Source organism: Buchnera aphidicola (Uroleucon sonchi) (assembly GCF_011035165.1).
GTDB lineage: Bacteria > Pseudomonadota > Gammaproteobacteria > Enterobacterales > Enterobacteriaceae > Buchnera > Buchnera aphidicola_BE.
On record NZ_CP047588.1, the window covers coordinates 586,015 to 601,330 of the forward strand.

15 protein-coding genes and 3 tRNA genes are annotated in these 15,316 nt (G+C 23.6%); 9 read left to right on the forward strand and 9 right to left on the reverse strand.

Annotation, left to right across the window (positions count from 1 at the left end; all coding sequences use genetic code 11):
* Positions 1-172 precede the first annotated feature (172 nt).
* The 5 genes from hslV (at position 173) to coaD (ending at position 4,896) form a co-directional block, all read left to right on the forward strand.
* On the forward strand, positions 173-703 hold the full coding sequence (gene hslV, locus GUU85_RS02735) for an ATP-dependent protease subunit HslV (RefSeq protein WP_163119709.1): 531 nt from the start codon (positions 173-175) through the stop codon (positions 701-703).
* A 13-nt stretch (positions 704-716) separates the two neighbouring features.
* Positions 717-2,048 carry an HslU--HslV peptidase ATPase subunit gene (gene hslU / locus GUU85_RS02740; RefSeq protein ID WP_163119711.1) on the forward strand — a complete coding sequence of 444 codons (1,332 nt, stop codon included), beginning with the start codon at positions 717-719 and terminating at the stop codon, positions 2,046-2,048.
* 219 nt (positions 2,049-2,267) lie between these two features.
* Positions 2,268-2,759, forward strand: coding sequence for an Hsp20 family protein (locus tag GUU85_RS02745; protein WP_163119713.1), 492 nt, complete (start codon positions 2,268-2,270; stop codon positions 2,757-2,759).
* A 113-nt stretch (positions 2,760-2,872) separates the two neighbouring features.
* Positions 2,873-3,631 (forward strand): FAD-binding oxidoreductase, encoded by a 759-nt coding sequence (locus tag GUU85_RS02750; protein ID WP_163119715.1) that lies wholly within the window; start codon positions 2,873-2,875, stop codon positions 3,629-3,631.
* Between the two features lie 767 nt (positions 3,632-4,398).
* Positions 4,399-4,896: a pantetheine-phosphate adenylyltransferase gene (gene coaD / locus GUU85_RS02755; RefSeq protein ID WP_163119717.1), complete on the forward strand. Its 498-nt coding sequence runs from the start codon at positions 4,399-4,401 to the stop codon at positions 4,894-4,896.
* A 76-nt stretch (positions 4,897-4,972) separates the two neighbouring features.
* Here coaD and GUU85_RS02760 read toward each other — a convergent pair whose 3' ends face one another.
* Both GUU85_RS02760 and GUU85_RS02765 read right to left on the reverse strand, forming a co-directional pair.
* Positions 4,973-5,842: a hypothetical protein gene (locus GUU85_RS02760; RefSeq protein ID WP_254056357.1), complete on the reverse strand. Its 870-nt coding sequence runs from the start codon at positions 5,840-5,842 to the stop codon at positions 4,973-4,975.
* A 254-nt stretch (positions 5,843-6,096) separates the two neighbouring features.
* Positions 6,097-6,555 carry a hypothetical protein gene (locus GUU85_RS02765; protein ID WP_163119719.1) on the reverse strand — a complete coding sequence of 153 codons (459 nt, stop codon included), beginning with the start codon at positions 6,553-6,555 and terminating at the stop codon, positions 6,097-6,099.
* 148 nt (positions 6,556-6,703) lie between these two features.
* On the opposite strand from GUU85_RS02765, the gene GUU85_RS02770 reads away from it, so the two are divergent.
* Positions 6,704-7,447, forward strand: coding sequence for a class I SAM-dependent methyltransferase (locus GUU85_RS02770; RefSeq protein ID WP_163119721.1), 744 nt, complete (start codon positions 6,704-6,706; stop codon positions 7,445-7,447).
* An 86-nt stretch (positions 7,448-7,533) separates the two neighbouring features.
* Here GUU85_RS02770 and GUU85_RS02775 read toward each other — a convergent pair whose 3' ends face one another.
* The 3 genes from GUU85_RS02775 to dapF all read right to left on the reverse strand — a co-directional run bounded on the left by GUU85_RS02775 (position 7,534) and on the right by dapF (position 11,135).
* Positions 7,534-8,985, reverse strand: coding sequence for an inorganic phosphate transporter (locus GUU85_RS02775; RefSeq protein WP_163119723.1), 1,452 nt, complete (start codon positions 8,983-8,985; stop codon positions 7,534-7,536).
* Between the two features lie 82 nt (positions 8,986-9,067).
* Entirely contained in the window at positions 9,068-10,285 is a 1,218-nt protein-coding gene (locus GUU85_RS02780) for an MFS transporter (protein ID WP_163119725.1), read from the reverse strand.
* Between the two features lie 31 nt (positions 10,286-10,316).
* On the reverse strand, positions 10,317-11,135 hold the full coding sequence (dapF, locus tag GUU85_RS02785; protein ID WP_254056374.1) for a diaminopimelate epimerase: 819 nt from the start codon (positions 11,133-11,135) through the stop codon (positions 10,317-10,319).
* A 164-nt stretch (positions 11,136-11,299) separates the two neighbouring features.
* Between dapF and cyaY the strand changes: the two genes are divergently transcribed.
* From cyaY to GUU85_RS02800, 3 genes are all read left to right on the forward strand, one after another.
* Positions 11,300-11,626 (forward strand): iron donor protein CyaY, encoded by a 327-nt coding sequence (gene cyaY / locus GUU85_RS02790; protein ID WP_163119729.1) that lies wholly within the window; start codon positions 11,300-11,302, stop codon positions 11,624-11,626.
* Between the two features lie 122 nt (positions 11,627-11,748).
* On the forward strand, positions 11,749-12,693 hold the full coding sequence (gene hemC / locus GUU85_RS02795; RefSeq protein ID WP_163119731.1) for a hydroxymethylbilane synthase: 945 nt from the start codon (positions 11,749-11,751) through the stop codon (positions 12,691-12,693).
* An 11-nt stretch (positions 12,694-12,704) separates the two neighbouring features.
* Positions 12,705-13,490 carry a uroporphyrinogen-III synthase gene (locus GUU85_RS02800; RefSeq protein WP_163119733.1) on the forward strand — a complete coding sequence of 262 codons (786 nt, stop codon included), beginning with the start codon at positions 12,705-12,707 and terminating at the stop codon, positions 13,488-13,490.
* Here GUU85_RS02800 and GUU85_RS02805 read toward each other — a convergent pair.
* The 4 genes from GUU85_RS02805 to rho all read right to left on the reverse strand — a co-directional run bounded on the left by GUU85_RS02805 (position 13,461) and on the right by rho (position 15,193).
* Positions 13,461-13,537, reverse strand: a tRNA-Pro gene (locus GUU85_RS02805). The genes GUU85_RS02800 and GUU85_RS02805 overlap by 30 nt on opposite strands.
* Positions 13,538-13,546: 9 nt before the next feature.
* A tRNA-His gene (locus tag GUU85_RS02810) sits at positions 13,547-13,622 on the reverse strand.
* A gap of 46 nt (positions 13,623-13,668) precedes the next feature.
* Positions 13,669-13,742 (reverse strand) — tRNA-Arg (locus GUU85_RS02815).
* A 191-nt stretch (positions 13,743-13,933) separates the two neighbouring features.
* Positions 13,934-15,193 (reverse strand): transcription termination factor Rho, encoded by a 1,260-nt coding sequence (gene rho / locus GUU85_RS02820; protein ID WP_163119735.1) that lies wholly within the window; start codon positions 15,191-15,193, stop codon positions 13,934-13,936.
* Positions 15,194-15,316 lie beyond the last annotated feature (123 nt).

Consider the following 15,316-nt stretch of genomic DNA (forward strand, 5'->3'; position numbering starts at 1 on the left):
TTAAAATTATTTAGACTAAAACTTAAATAATATATCATATTGAAAAGTAATTTTAAAAATCTATTAAGTAAGCATATACTATTTTGATTAAATAGTTAATCATATATATTATAAATAAGATATTTTTTATAAAGAATATAAGAAATAAAATATTATTTAAAGAGGTTTTCTTGTGACTACAATATTAAGTGTAAGATTAAAAAATAAAGTAGTAATTGGAGGTGATGGACAAGCAACTTTAGGCAATACAATTATGAAAAGTAATGTAAAAAAAATTAGGTCATTATATCATGACCAAGTAATTGCAGGTTTTGCAGGAGGAACTGCAGATGCATTTACTTTATTTGAAATGTTCGAAAAAAAATTAGCCATGTATCAAGGTCAATTACAACGTGCTGCTATTGAATTAGCGAAAGATTGGCGATCAGATAGAATGTTACGCAAATTAGAAGCATTATTAGCGGTTGCTGATAAAGATACTTCATTAATTATCACAGGAAATGGAGATGTTATACAACCTGAAGATGATTTAATAGCTATAGGATCCGGAGGATCTTATGCGCAATCTTCTGCTAAGGCATTAATAGATAATACAAATTTAAATGCGCATGAAATTGTAGAAAAATCATTACATATCGCTGCTAATATTTGTATATATACAAATCATATATTTACTATAAAAGAACTATTTTCAGAAAAATAAGGAATTAATCTTTATGTCTGACATGACTCCTTCTCAAATTGTTTCTGAACTTGATAAATTTATAATTGGTCAAGAAAAAGCAAAAAGAGCGGTATCTATTGCATTAAGAAATCGTTGGCGTCGGATGCAATTAAACAATGAACTACGTCACGAAATCACTCCTAAAAATATTTTAATGATTGGTCCAACCGGAGTAGGTAAAACAGAAATAGCAAGGCGTTTAGCTAAATTAGCTCATTCTCCTTTTATTAAAGTTGAGGCTACGAAATTTACCGAAGTTGGGTATGTTGGAAAAGAAGTTGATTCAATTATTCGTGATTTAACTGATGCAGCAATCAAAATGATTCGTATTAAAAATATTGAAAATAATAAAATCCGTGTTGAGGAAGTAGTAGAAGAAAAAATATTAGATGTTCTTGTTCCAAGGCCAGATAAAACTTGCACAGAAAACGAAAAAAATGAAAGTTTTTCAAAAACTATTCAAATATTTCGAAAAAAATTAAGAGAAGGTTTATTGGACGAAAAAGAAATAGAAATTAATTTATTATCTACTACTATGGGAATTGAAATTATGGCTCCTCCAGGTATGGAAGAGTTAACTAATCAATTACAATCTCTATTTCAAAATTTAAGTGGGAACAAAAAAAATAGAAGACGTCTGAAAATTAAAGATGCAAGAGTATTATTGACAGAAGAAGAAGCTACAAAGTTAATTAATCAAGAAGAAATTAAAAAAGAAGCTATTAATGCAGTAGAACAAAATGGTATTGTATTTATTGATGAAATTGATAAAATTTGTAAAAGAGGAGAGTCTTCTGGACCAGATATTTCGCGAGAAGGAGTTCAAAGAGATTTATTGCCTTTAGTTGAGGGGTGTACAGTATCCACTAAATATGGAATGGTCAAAACAGATCATATTTTATTTATCGCTTCTGGCGCCTTTCAAACTTCTACTCCATCAGATTTAATTCCAGAATTACAAGGACGTTTACCTATTAAAGTAGAATTACAAGCATTGACTGTTGATGATTTTGAGAAAATTTTAACTGAACCTAGAGCATCTATTACTGCGCAATATAAAGCTCTTATGACAACAGAAGGTGTTGATATTAATTTTACAAAAGAAGGGATAAGAAATATTGCAGAAACAGCTTGGAAAGTTAATGAATCTATGGAAAATATTGGAGCTCGCAGATTGCATACTATATTAGAAAAATTAATGGAAGATATATCATTTAATGCAAGTGAAAACAAGGGTAAAAAAATTAAAATTAATGCACAATATGTCAGTCAACATTTAGATCAATTAGTATCTAATGAAGATTTAAGTCGTTTCATTTTATAATTTTGTACAATTTTTATGTAATTTCATATATTCTAAAAATATATAAATATTTTTTTATATAAAAAACAATTTTAAATTAATTTTAAGCTTGCTATTGAAAAAAAAAAATAAAACCTTACTATAAGGTAATAAGATATTGTAATTTTCTTATTAGTAAATATTTTAGAAAATATTAATATTTCAATTTTTATAGTTCAAATATTTTTAAGGAGCTTATTAATGTCTTATCGTTCACTTTCATTTATTCCTAATTTTAATGATCATAATATTTTTTCAAATCGATTTAATCAAATCGACAAAATGTTTAGCACATTAACAGGAGAAAAACCTATTTCTGATACACCAAAATATAATTTATATCAAATTAATGAAACTGAATATCAATTAATACTTAGTGTACCAGGTTTTACAGAAGAAGAGTTAGATATCTCTGTTCATAATAGCCAGTTATCTATTCAAGGTAAAAAACAAATTCAAAATAAACACAAAAATGAAAAAAATCAAGAACATAATCATTGTTTGCATCAAGGTATAATATTTAACAATTTTTCTTTAAATTTCAATTTAGAACATAAAATTAAAGTCAAAAAAGCTGAATTATCTTTAGGTTTATTAAAATTACATTTTGAATGCAATATTCCTGAAGAAGAAAAACCAAAAAAAATTACTATTAATATTGCTCAAAATACAAAAACAATTAATCAAAAATAACATTTAAAATATATAAAAATTTTCATGTATTTTTTTAATATCAACAATCATTGTATTTAATCAAATAAAGTGCAATGATTGTATTTTTAATAAAAAATAATTGAGAACAGATAATGAATCCATGGATTATTGCTAATGTTTTAGCGGTTAAAAAATGGACTAACAACTTATTTAGTCTAATTTTAAATGCTGATATTGAACCTTTTCAAGCTGGACAATTTAACAAATTGTCTATATATAATCATACTAGCACTAACTATTGTAGAATCCAAAGAGCGTACTCATATGTTAATTCACCTCAAGAAAAGAATATAGAAATTTATATCGTTCGTGTTAAAGATGGGAAAATGAGTAATATATTATACAATCTAAAAAATGGTGACAATATTTTTATTAAAAAAAAGTCATTTGGTTTTTTTATTATTGATGAAATACCAAGTTGTGATAATTTATGGATGTTTGCTACTGGAACTGCTATAGGGCCTTATTGTTCCATTTTAAAGACCGGTAAAAATATTGATAGATTTAATAATATTATTTTAATACATGCAGTACGATATCAATATGAATTAACGTATTTACCATTAATGAAAGAACTGCAAAAGAAATATAACGGAAAACTTAAAATTCAAACTATCACCAGTCAAGAAAAAAATAATCATTCTTTAACAGGAAGAATTCCTTTATTATTAAAAAATAATATTTTGGAACAACATATCGGTTTAACAATAGACTCTCATACTTCACATGTGATGTTATGTGGTAATCCATTTATGATTAAAGATACATGTGAATTTTTAAAAAATAATAGAAATATGAAAAAACATTTACGTCGTAGACAAGGTCATATTACTTTAGAACATTATTGGTAATATTTTTATATTTTTATTACAAGATTTAACAAATATATTATGATTTTGTTAATATAATATTTATAGTCAAAATAATTAATTTATTTAACTCTATTAACATCTTAACAAATCAAATAATAAAAAAATAATTTAATATAGTATTATATTTGTATTAATAAAATAGTTTTATGATTAATTGTCATATAAAATTAGAATAAACGATTTATTCTGTACTTTTATAAAAATAATTAAAAATTTTAAAAAATATAAACATATTTACTATTTCAATCTACAATAATTAATTTATACATTATTAAAGAATAAAAAATATTTCTTTTTTCAAATTAAGTTATATATATTATAAAATAATAAAATCATGAAATTTTTATAATAAAATGCAATTTACTAGTATTTATTTTGAATATATTTATTATTTTTTTAAAAATATATTCCATAAAATTCATTGTTAAAGTTGCAGAATATATTTATAGTATATCTACTCATCTCTCATCTCATTAATATTTCATATAATATTCTATAATAAAAATTTATTATTTTGTATCTATCTATATATTATTTTTTTATTTATAATTATCCATTCCAATCAAAATATAATCTATATAAATTACTATTTAAATATAGTATATATTGTTGTTGATATTTTGAAAAAAAATTAATATTCGAAATAATTTTTATTTTTTAATTAAATTTTTAATAAAATACTATATAAATTTTTAAATATTTTATATCTATTTTTTTGAATTGTATGAATAAATGAATAGAAACATATGAATAAAACTGCAATTTATCCAGGAACATTTGATCCAATTACCTATGGTCATTTAGACATTATAATACGTGCAACAAAAATATTTGATAATATAATTATTGCTATCTCTAAAAATAAAGAAAAAAAACCTATTTTTAACTTAAAAGAACGTATTCAATTAACTAAAAAAGCAACATTGCATATTAAAAATATAAAAAAAGTACTTGGTTTTAACGATTTATTAGCTAATTTAGCTAAAATAGAAAAATCTAATATTTTAATTCGAGGTGTTCGAACAATATTTGATTTTGATTATGAAATAAAATTAGCAGAAATAAATAAACAAATTTATCCTGAATTAGATAGTATATTTTTATTATCATCTAAGGAAGTATCATTTATATCTTCATCATTTGTTAAAGAAATTGCAAAATATAATGGTAATGTCAAACCGTATCTACCTAAAGAAGTTTATACCGCATTATTGAAAAAACTACATAAAAAATATCTCTCATAAGTTCATCATAATTCATTAAACTAAAATGGTAGGATGTATAATCCTACCATTTTAAAATAGAAAAAATTTTATGTTTTTATATTATAAAATATGAATATTTCATAATTGGTTCATGATTTGGAGTAATTATTATAGTTGCACGTACGCCACAAGATTTATATTTTGTTTTTATCGGCTGATTATTTTGAACATCTAAGTCAGCTACATGAGTAGCAACTAACTTAATTGAACCATCATTTAAATAATGAATATTATAAGTATTTTTTGAATTACTAAATTTATATTGATTAATTTCTGGATGTTCAGATACAAATTGCAAATATGCTTGACGTAAAAATTTTTCATTTGCATAAGTAGAAATTAATATTTGATTGTCAATATTAGGTATAATATTTTTAAAATCTTGCATCATTTTTTTATATGAATCAATAGGAATAATATGATCATTGATCATTATAATAAATGGATGTGTATCAATCATAAAACTTTCTTCTAACTTATGCGATAACTTTAAATATGCATATTTTTCTTGAAATTTTTGAATTGTAAATAAAATATTATGCAGAGAATGTAATTGATCTGACACTTTCCATTTATATTCATGAAAAAAATCATTATAATAAGATTTTTGAATACTTTCATTCATTCTATTTTTAAAATTACTATCTTTTTGTAAAATTTTTTTTCTTTTTTCTAGATCAAAGTTTTCATCAAATCTATCTAATGGATAATAATCATTTATATTTTTATTATTCGATTTAGTAATAATAGTATTCGCAAGATCAGGAAATGAACTCTGATATTGAAAATGAGTAGGATTCTCATTTGATTGATTAATAATTTTTATTTTACCTGTATATCTAACGTGTTCAATAATCGATTTTATAAAAACTTTAGAAGATTCAATGGTTTTTTTAAGATTTTTTATATATACAGATAAAGGCATTAAAGATGTATTTTTTTTATGTTTTTTTGCTTGATAATTATTAAATGGATAAAGAAAATATTTTAAAATTACATTATCAAATAAATTAATAGATTTTTCTTTAATTATTTGATAAGCATTGACTACCTGATTTTTTGCTTTATTAAAAAAATTGTTATTTTTATTTGCAATGTTTAAATGTGAAAATTTATTATGAAATGATTTTATTTTTTGAGCAAATTGACTTAATGCAAATTGACTTAATTCAAATTGATTTAAAATTTTTTTTTCATAATTACTTTTTGATCATCTTCTTGAAGAATTTGTTTATAATAATTTTTACTTATTATATTCATATAACTGTCGATATTTTTATGTGTTTTTTCTATTGTATCAATTTTTTGTTTAGTATGATTTTCTTCTTCTATTATTTCACGTGCTATATTTTCTATGTTATATTTTTTTAAGATATTTTTTTCTAATTCTTTTTTTATTATACTTAATAATATTAAAGATTCCGCAAATGAATTTTCTAAATGATTTATTTTTTTTTGATTCTTTAAAATCATAATATTATCTTCAATACTCAAATCATTTTCAGAATAATTATTAATTTTTTTTAACTGATTTATATTTTTTTTTAATTTTAACATAGTTTTTACAGTATCTTTGTAAATTTCTATGTCATTATATTTTGTATTAATTATATTTGTAGATGACAAATTAGATAACATAATATTTTCCTTGTTATTAATTAATTTTAATATATTTTATAGAATTATTTTATTCAATTAAAACATATAAAAAAAATTATTAATTTACATTTTAATTATTTTTTCTTAAAAGTCAATTATTAATTTACAAATCTAAATAGATAAAAATATGAAAATATATTTAAATTTTGAATGCTATGATAAAAGAATACTACATATAATTAAATTATTTAAATTAGAACATGATCCGAATTCTTCTATTGGATTATTAGCTACTCATGACTCATTAGAATTATATAATCGAAACAATATTTATCAAAAATCTATTAAAGTTGATTTTAATTCAAAAAAAAATAATTATCGATGTTTAAATTTTAAAAAAAAACATGAAGCTTTATATAAAGTAGTAGGGATGAAACAATCGTATACACCTTTTATATTAGATTTAACTGCAGGATTAGGAAATGATGCTTTTATATTTTCTTTTTTAGGTTGTCAGGTTTTAATGATAGAACGTAATCCAGTAATTGCAGCATTATTAACAGATGGTTTATACAGAGCATATAAAAATATTAAAATAGGTTTTTGGTTAAAAAAAAGATTGCATTTAATTATCAATGATAGTATGAATATTTTGAAATCTTCTATTTTTAAACCAGATATTATTTATATAGATCCTATGTATCCTATTGTTAAAAATAAATCTTTACCAAAAAAAAATATGCAAATATTAAGATTTTTAATTGGTCATCATGATGATGATTATGAATATATTTTATACATGTCTAAAAAATTAGCAAAAAATCGGATTATTGTAAAAAGACCATCTTATGCTCAGCCTTTATCAAAAGATAAAATTAATTTTTTTATTAAAACTAAACATCATCGTTTTGATATATATTTACCTTTTTAAATAAATTGAGAGTACATAATTTATATGTACTCTCTAGATATTTATAATGTTTCATGATAGATATTAGATATATACATAAAAATATTTTATATTACTGATAATGTAACCCAATATAATAACCCTGATAATAAAATTGAAACAGGTAGAGTTAACAACCATGCCAAACCAATATGTTTAATTGTATTTAATTGAATTCCATTACCATCAATTAACATCGTACCTGCTACAGAAGACGATAGAATATGTGTTGTAGAAACTGGTATACCTGTGTAACTTGCAATGCCAATAGAAACGGAAGTAGTAATTTGAGCAGACATAGCTTGAGCATATGTCATTCTTTTTTTTCCTATTTTTTCACCAATAGTTATAACTATTCTTTTCCATCCTATCATAGTGCCTATAGATAAAGATAAAGCAATAATTAATATGATCCAAGTTGGGGCATATTCAATTGTTTTAAGTATTATTTTTTGATTTTTAATTAAAAAATATTGATCTTTTAAATCTGTTATTTCAGAAGAATTTTTAGTTTGATCAATTGTATTCGCAATAATTAATAATACATGACGTAATTGAAATCTTTGTTTAACATTTAACATATTATAATCTAATATGTTTTTTAATAATAATTTAGTACTAATAATATTTTTAATAATTAATTGATTTAGTTTTTTTTGATGATATTGTGTACTTAATGTATTAATTTTTTTTTGAAAATAATATTTTTCTAAATTTTCCAATGCATTTTTTGTAGCAATAATGTCATTTTTATCAGCATGTAAATCAACTAAAAAAGTAGATGGAGCAATACCAATTAACACAAGCATAATTAATCCAATACCCTTTTGTCCGTCATTAGCTCCATGTGCATAACTGACCCCAATTGAAGATAAAATTAATGCTATTTTAATTAAAAATGGAGGCTTTGTTTTACCGTCTATTTTTTCTCTCTCTAAAGGAGTCATATGAATTCGATAAAATCTTGTATTATTATTTAAATAATATCTTAATAAAAAAATTAAACTACCAGCTATAATCAATCCAATAATAGGTGATAAAATTAATGATATAACTACACTAATAATTTTAGGCAAATTGAAGGCATATAATAAAGATGCATGTACAATCATTGCATGTGTTAAACCGACTCCAATAATTGCCCCAATTAATGCATGTGAACTAGAAGCAGGCAAACAAAAATACCAAGTTAATAAATTCCAAATTATTGCAGCTAATAAGATTGAAAAAATCATATAAAGAGAATTGGTGGATGTAGTGTTAAATACTAAATCATTAGGTAATAAATGAACAATTGCATAAGCAACAGTTAAACCTCCAAATAACACACCTAGAAAATTAAATACTCCAGACATAATTACAGCAATACGTGCAGACATTGCTCGTGTATATATTAATGTTGATACTGAATTTGCTGTATCATGAAAACCATTAATAGCTTCATAAAATAAAACAAAAAATAAAGCTAAAAAAATTAATAAATTATGATTCATAATAAAACAAAAAAATAAATCTAGCATAATTTTTAAGCCATTTTAAATAAATGTAACAAACATTTTAGTATCTAAAAAAAATATATTTTAGAAAAGAAAAATATATATTTTAATAATTATTTTTCTTTAATTGAAAAGATAAAAATACTCCAAGACATAACATTATTATAATAAAACTAGAAATACCAGGCCATTTCATATAAAACCAAAAGAATCCACCGAATGTACCAAACATACTAGAACCAAGATAATAAAAAAATAAATATAACGATGTAGCTTGAATTTTAGAAATATTACTATATGATCCAATCCAACTGCTAGCAGTAGAATGAGATGCAAAAAAACCACCAGAAAATATTATTAGACCAAAAAGAATTATAAATAATTCGTTAAACTGTGTAATAAATACACCTATAATCATTAATAATAATGAAACAATAAGAATATTATTCTTATCATATTTATTCATTAAAATACCTGCTTTAGGAGAGCTATACACTCCTGTCAAATAAAGAATAGATACTAATCCTATACTAGATTGACAAAGAAAAAATGGCTCTAAAATTAAACGATAACCAATATAATTAAAAATCGTGACAAAACTACCCATCAGTATGAATCCGATTAAAAATAAAATAAATAATCCCGGATTTTTTAATTGATAATAAAAATGGTTTAAAAATTTAGGAAAGTTAATAGATGCAGATAAAAAATTTTTAGAAGGAGGTAGAAAATATAAAAAAGATAAAGAAGATATTAAAGCAATACAACCAATAATCATCAAAGCAATATTCCACGAAAATTGTTCTGATAACATACTACTTAATACTCTTCCTGAACAACCTCCTATAGTATTTCCGCTAATATATAAACCCATACATAACGATAAAGAATTAGGATGAATTTCTTCACTAATATATGTCATAGCAACTGCAACTACACCACTTAATGCTAAACCAGTTAATGAACGTAATAAAACAATACTCATCCAACTATTCATCATCGAACAAATAATTGTTAATATAGCTGCTGTCAATAAAGAAGCTGACATAATTAGTTTTCTACCAATTACATCTGATACTAAACCAGTAAATAACATTCCTAAAGACATTGTAATAGTTGCTGAAGATAACGATAAACTGCTTTCTGCAGGAGTTAGAGAAAATTGTTTAGAAAACACTGGTAATATTGATTGTACACAATATAAAATAGAAAAAGTGGCAAAACCACCTGAAAAAAGAGCCAGAATAACTTGATTAAATTCTTTTGTATTCTTTTTTATATATTCTTTTTTTAAAGATTCTTTTTTATTTTTTAATAAAATCAAAATATAGCCTCATTTTTAATAATAAATAATTTTATATATATATGAAACCATCATAAATATGACTTGCAGGTCCTATCATATATAAAGGATATCCAACACCTTGCCATTTTATAATTAAATTTCCACCTAATAATCTCACTTTAACTGTATTTGATAAATCATTTTTTATTATACCTACTGCTACAGCAGCACAAGCTCCGCTTCCACAAGCATAAGTTTCACCTACATCACGTTCATATACTCTATATTTAATATACTTTTTATTAACAATTTCCATAAAACCTACATTAATTTTTGATAAAAATAGAGGATTACTTTCAATTTGTTTTCCAATAATATTTACAGGAGCATGTTGTATGTTTTGTACTTTTAAAATACAATGTGGATTACCAATAGATACAAGGCTGCAAGTTAAATTTAACAAATTTATTGAAAAATTTTTTTGTAAAATATTTTTAGATATATTAAAATGTGTTAATTTAAAAACAGGTTCTTGCATATTCACTTGAACTAAATTATTAGATAAAAATTCAATAATCAAATTTCCTGTTTTAGTGCTAACAGAGATTTTTTTTTTATTAGTTAAATTTTTTAATAATAAAAAATATCCAACACATCGTGCACCATTTCCACATTGTTCAACTTCATTTCCATTGGAATTAAAAATTCGATAATGAAAATCAAATAAAGGGTTATATGATTTTTCTATAATTAACAATTGATCAAAACCAATGCCAGTATGCCGATGAGAAAATTTTTTTATTAATGTTGATGATAAAATAAAATTTTCTTTAATACAATTAATAACCATAAAATCATTACCTAATCCATGCATTTTAGAAAAATTTATTTTTTTTTTATTTTGATAATATAAATTCATTTTTTTTCCAATAATAAAAATTAATTTTTAAGATAATATATAAAATATAACATGATATCTATTATATAAATTTGATTATTTTATAATATATAATTTAATATGTTATATATTAATTAATGAAAGGTACTGTAAAAATGAAAAAAACAAACATTTTGAAAGAAAATAATTTTTATTTTTTAGTAAACAAGTTATTTTTTCAGATTGAAGATAATTTAAAATTATATGAAAATGAAATGGATTTAGATTATACGATTCAAGATTATGTAATGACTATTAGCTTTTCAAAAAATAATTTAATTATTATTAATAAACAAGAGATATTAAGACAAGTTTGGTTAGCTACAACAATCAATGGATATCATTTTAATTATATTAATAATCAATGGATATGTAACCGTACTAATAAAAATTTTTGGGAAATATTTGAAAATGCTTTTTTTATACAATCTAAAAAAATGTAATACTTATAAAAAATAAATCATAATCTTTGTATATAAAATTTATAAAAATATAAAATTATTTTTATGTTATAAAAAGATATTTATTTATACAATTTAAAATGTATCTAAATATGAATAGTAATATGCAAAATAAAACTTTAAGAATTGCAACTAGAAAAAGCCCTTTAGCTTTAGAACAAACTAAATATGTACAAAAAAAAATATTATCTTTATGTCCAGAAATTAATATTAAATTAGTCCCTATTGTTACCCATGGAGACAATATTTTAAATAAGTCTCTCTCAAAAATAGGAGGTAAAGGTTTATTTATTAAAGAATTAGAATATGCTCTTCTTGAAGATAAAGCAGATATTGCCATTCATTCAATGAAAGACCTGCCTGTCAATATTACAAAAGAACTATGCTTAGTTAGTATATGCAAAAGAGGTAATGCTTTAGATGCATTAGTATCTAATAATTATCAATCAATTAATCAATTACCTAAAGGAGCAATAGTCGGTACTTCTAGCTTAAGGAGACAATCTCAATTAATTACATATCGTCCAGACTTAATTGTATCTCCTTTACGAGGTAATATAGAAACTAGAATAGCTAAATTAGATAAAGGACAATATGATGCCATTATCCTTGCTACTGAAGGTTTAAATAGATTAAGATTAAAAAATAGAATCGCTCAAGTTATACCTGCGGAATTATCTCTCCCTTCATGCGGTCAAGGAGCGATTGGTATTCAGTCTCGATTACATGATAAAAAATTTTTATTTTTTTTATCACAATTAAATCATAAAAATACTGTTATTGAAATTAATACAGAAAGAGCATTTTGTAGAAAACTTGAATCAGGTTGTCAAATTCCAATTGGTAGTTATGCGATTTTAAAAAAAAATAAAATTTGGTTAAGAGGATTAATAGGCTCACCTAATGGTGAAATCGTATTGAGAGGTGAAAGAATAGGATGGTATAATACGGGAGAAAAAATGGGACATTCACTCGCTAATGAATTGCTAGATAATGGAGCCAAAAATATTTTGAATAATATTTATAACAATAATTCTTTATATATATGAAAATATTGGTTATGCGACCTTCTCCATCAGGAGAGGAATTAGTTAATAATTTAAATAAATTGAATATACAATCTTGGCATTTTTCTTTTTTTAATTTTTTACCTAGTTTAAGTAAAAATAGCTTACTGAAAAGACAAATTAAATTATATGAATCAGATATTATTCTTGTATTTTCTAAAATGTCTATTTATTATACAAACTTATATTTAAAAAAAAATAATTTACAATGGCCTAATCATGTTAAATATTACGCTATCGGTCAAAATACAGCTGATTTGTTAAGTAAATACGTAAAAACAATTTTCTTTCCTAAAAAAGAAGAAAATAGTGAAGAATTATTAAATATTTTATATCAAAATATAACTAAAAAAGATAAAATTATTTTATTGCAAGGAGAGAATGGACGAAATTTTATTCAAAAAAAATTAACAATTCAAGGTTTTAATATTTATTTAATTGAATGTTATAAAAGAGTTTTAAAAAGTTTTGATAGTGCAAAAGAAATAAAAAAATGGCATCAATATAATATAAATACATTTATTATCACTAATTCTTTAACATTACAACAATTAAATAAAATTATTTTCAAACACAATCAAGAGAAATGGTTACTAACATGTATAATATTTGTTTTAGGTAAAAGATTATTTGCATTAGCTAAAAAATTAGGTTGGAAAAAAATAATAGTTTTACCTTATGCTAATAATGATTTTTTATTAAAAATTATTCAAAATCTTCAAAAAAATCAAAAAAATCAATTAATTTGTTGGTCGGCGAAAGAGGATTTGAACCTCTGACCTACTGGTCCCAAACCAGTTGCGCTACCAAGCTGCGCTATTCGCCGTATTTTTTTTGGGGTGGCTAATGGGATTTGAACCCATGACCACTGGAATCACAATCCAGAGCTCTACCAACTGAGCTATAGCCACCAAATATTTTTAATAAGTATATTTTTTTTATAAAAAATAAAAACAGTGCGCTCGACAGGATTTGAACCTGACACCTCTACCTTCGGAAGATAGTGCTCTATCCAGATGAGCTACGAGCGCATAGATAACAATATAATTAGATTTTAGAGTCAATCATCTTTATTGTCCAGTTTTTTTTATAAAAATTTTTATTTTATTTGCATAAATAGTTATTTATTCTTGTATTTAAGTTTATAATAAAAAATATAAAAAAAATTAACAAAATATTTTATTTTAAAAATATAATAAATGTGCATTCAATTCATTAAAATTTATGAACGCTTCATCATATCAAAAAATTCATCATTAGTTTTAGTCATCGAAAGTTTATTTAGTAAAAATTCCATTGCATCTATTTCGCTCATAGGATGAATAATTTTTCTTAAAATCCACATTTTTTGCAGCTCATCTGGTAAAGTTAATAATTCTTCTTTTCTAGTTCCTGATCGATTATAATCAATTGCTGGAAAAACACGTTTTTCCGCAATTTTTCTAGACAAAGGAAGTTCCATATTACCTGTACCTTTGAATTCTTCATAAATTACTTCATCCATCTTAGAACCAGTATCTATTAGTGCAGTTGCAATAATGGTTAAACTTCCTCCTTCTTCCACATTACGTGCAGCACCAAAAAATCTTTTTGGACGATGTAAAGCGTTGGCATCTACTCCTCCTGTTAAAACTTTTCCAGATGCAGGCACAACAGTATTATAAGCACGTGCTAAACGAGTAATAGAATCAAGTAAAATAATTACATCTTTTTTATGTTCTACTAATCTTTTAGCTTTTTCAATGACCATTTCCGCTACTTGTACATGTCTAGACGCTGGTTCATCAAAAGTAGATGCCACTACTTCGCCTTTAACTAATCTCTGCATTTCAGTAACTTCTTCTGGTCTTTCGTCAATAAGCAAAACCATTAAGACGCAATCTGGATGGTTATATGCAATACTTTGAGCAATATTTTGTAATAATATTGTTTTCCCTGCTTTCGGAGGAGCAACAATTAATCCTCTTTGCCCTCTTCCAATTGGTGAAGCTAAATCTAAAACTCTTGCTGTTAAATCTTCAGTTGATCCGTTGCCACGCTCCATTCTTAATCTAGAATTAGCATGTAATGGTGTTAGATTTTCAAATAATATTTTGCTTCTTGCATTTTCTGGTTTATCATAATTCACTTCATTGACTTTAAGTAAAGCGAAATATCTTTCTCCTTCTTTAGGTGGTCTAATTTTTCCAGAAATAGTATCACCGGTGCGTAAATTAAATCTACGTATTTGACTTGGTGAAACATAAATATCATCAGGACCAGCTAAATAAGAACTATCTGCAGAACGCAAAAATCCGAATCCATCTTGAAGTATTTCTAAAACACCATCTCCAAATATATCTTCTCCACTTTTTGCATGTTGTTTAAGAATAGCAAAAATAATATCTTGTTTACGCATACGCGCTAAATTTTCTAACCCCATTTTTTCACCAAGAATAATTAATTCAGAAACTGGCATATTTTTAAGTGCAGTAAGGTTCATAATGGTGGGTTCTTAGTAAAATCGGGGTAAATCTTAGAAATAAAAAAATTTATGATATAAATTTAAAGTCTATAGAAAAATTTAAAAAGAAATTAAATTTTTTTTAATATATTTATTTTATAT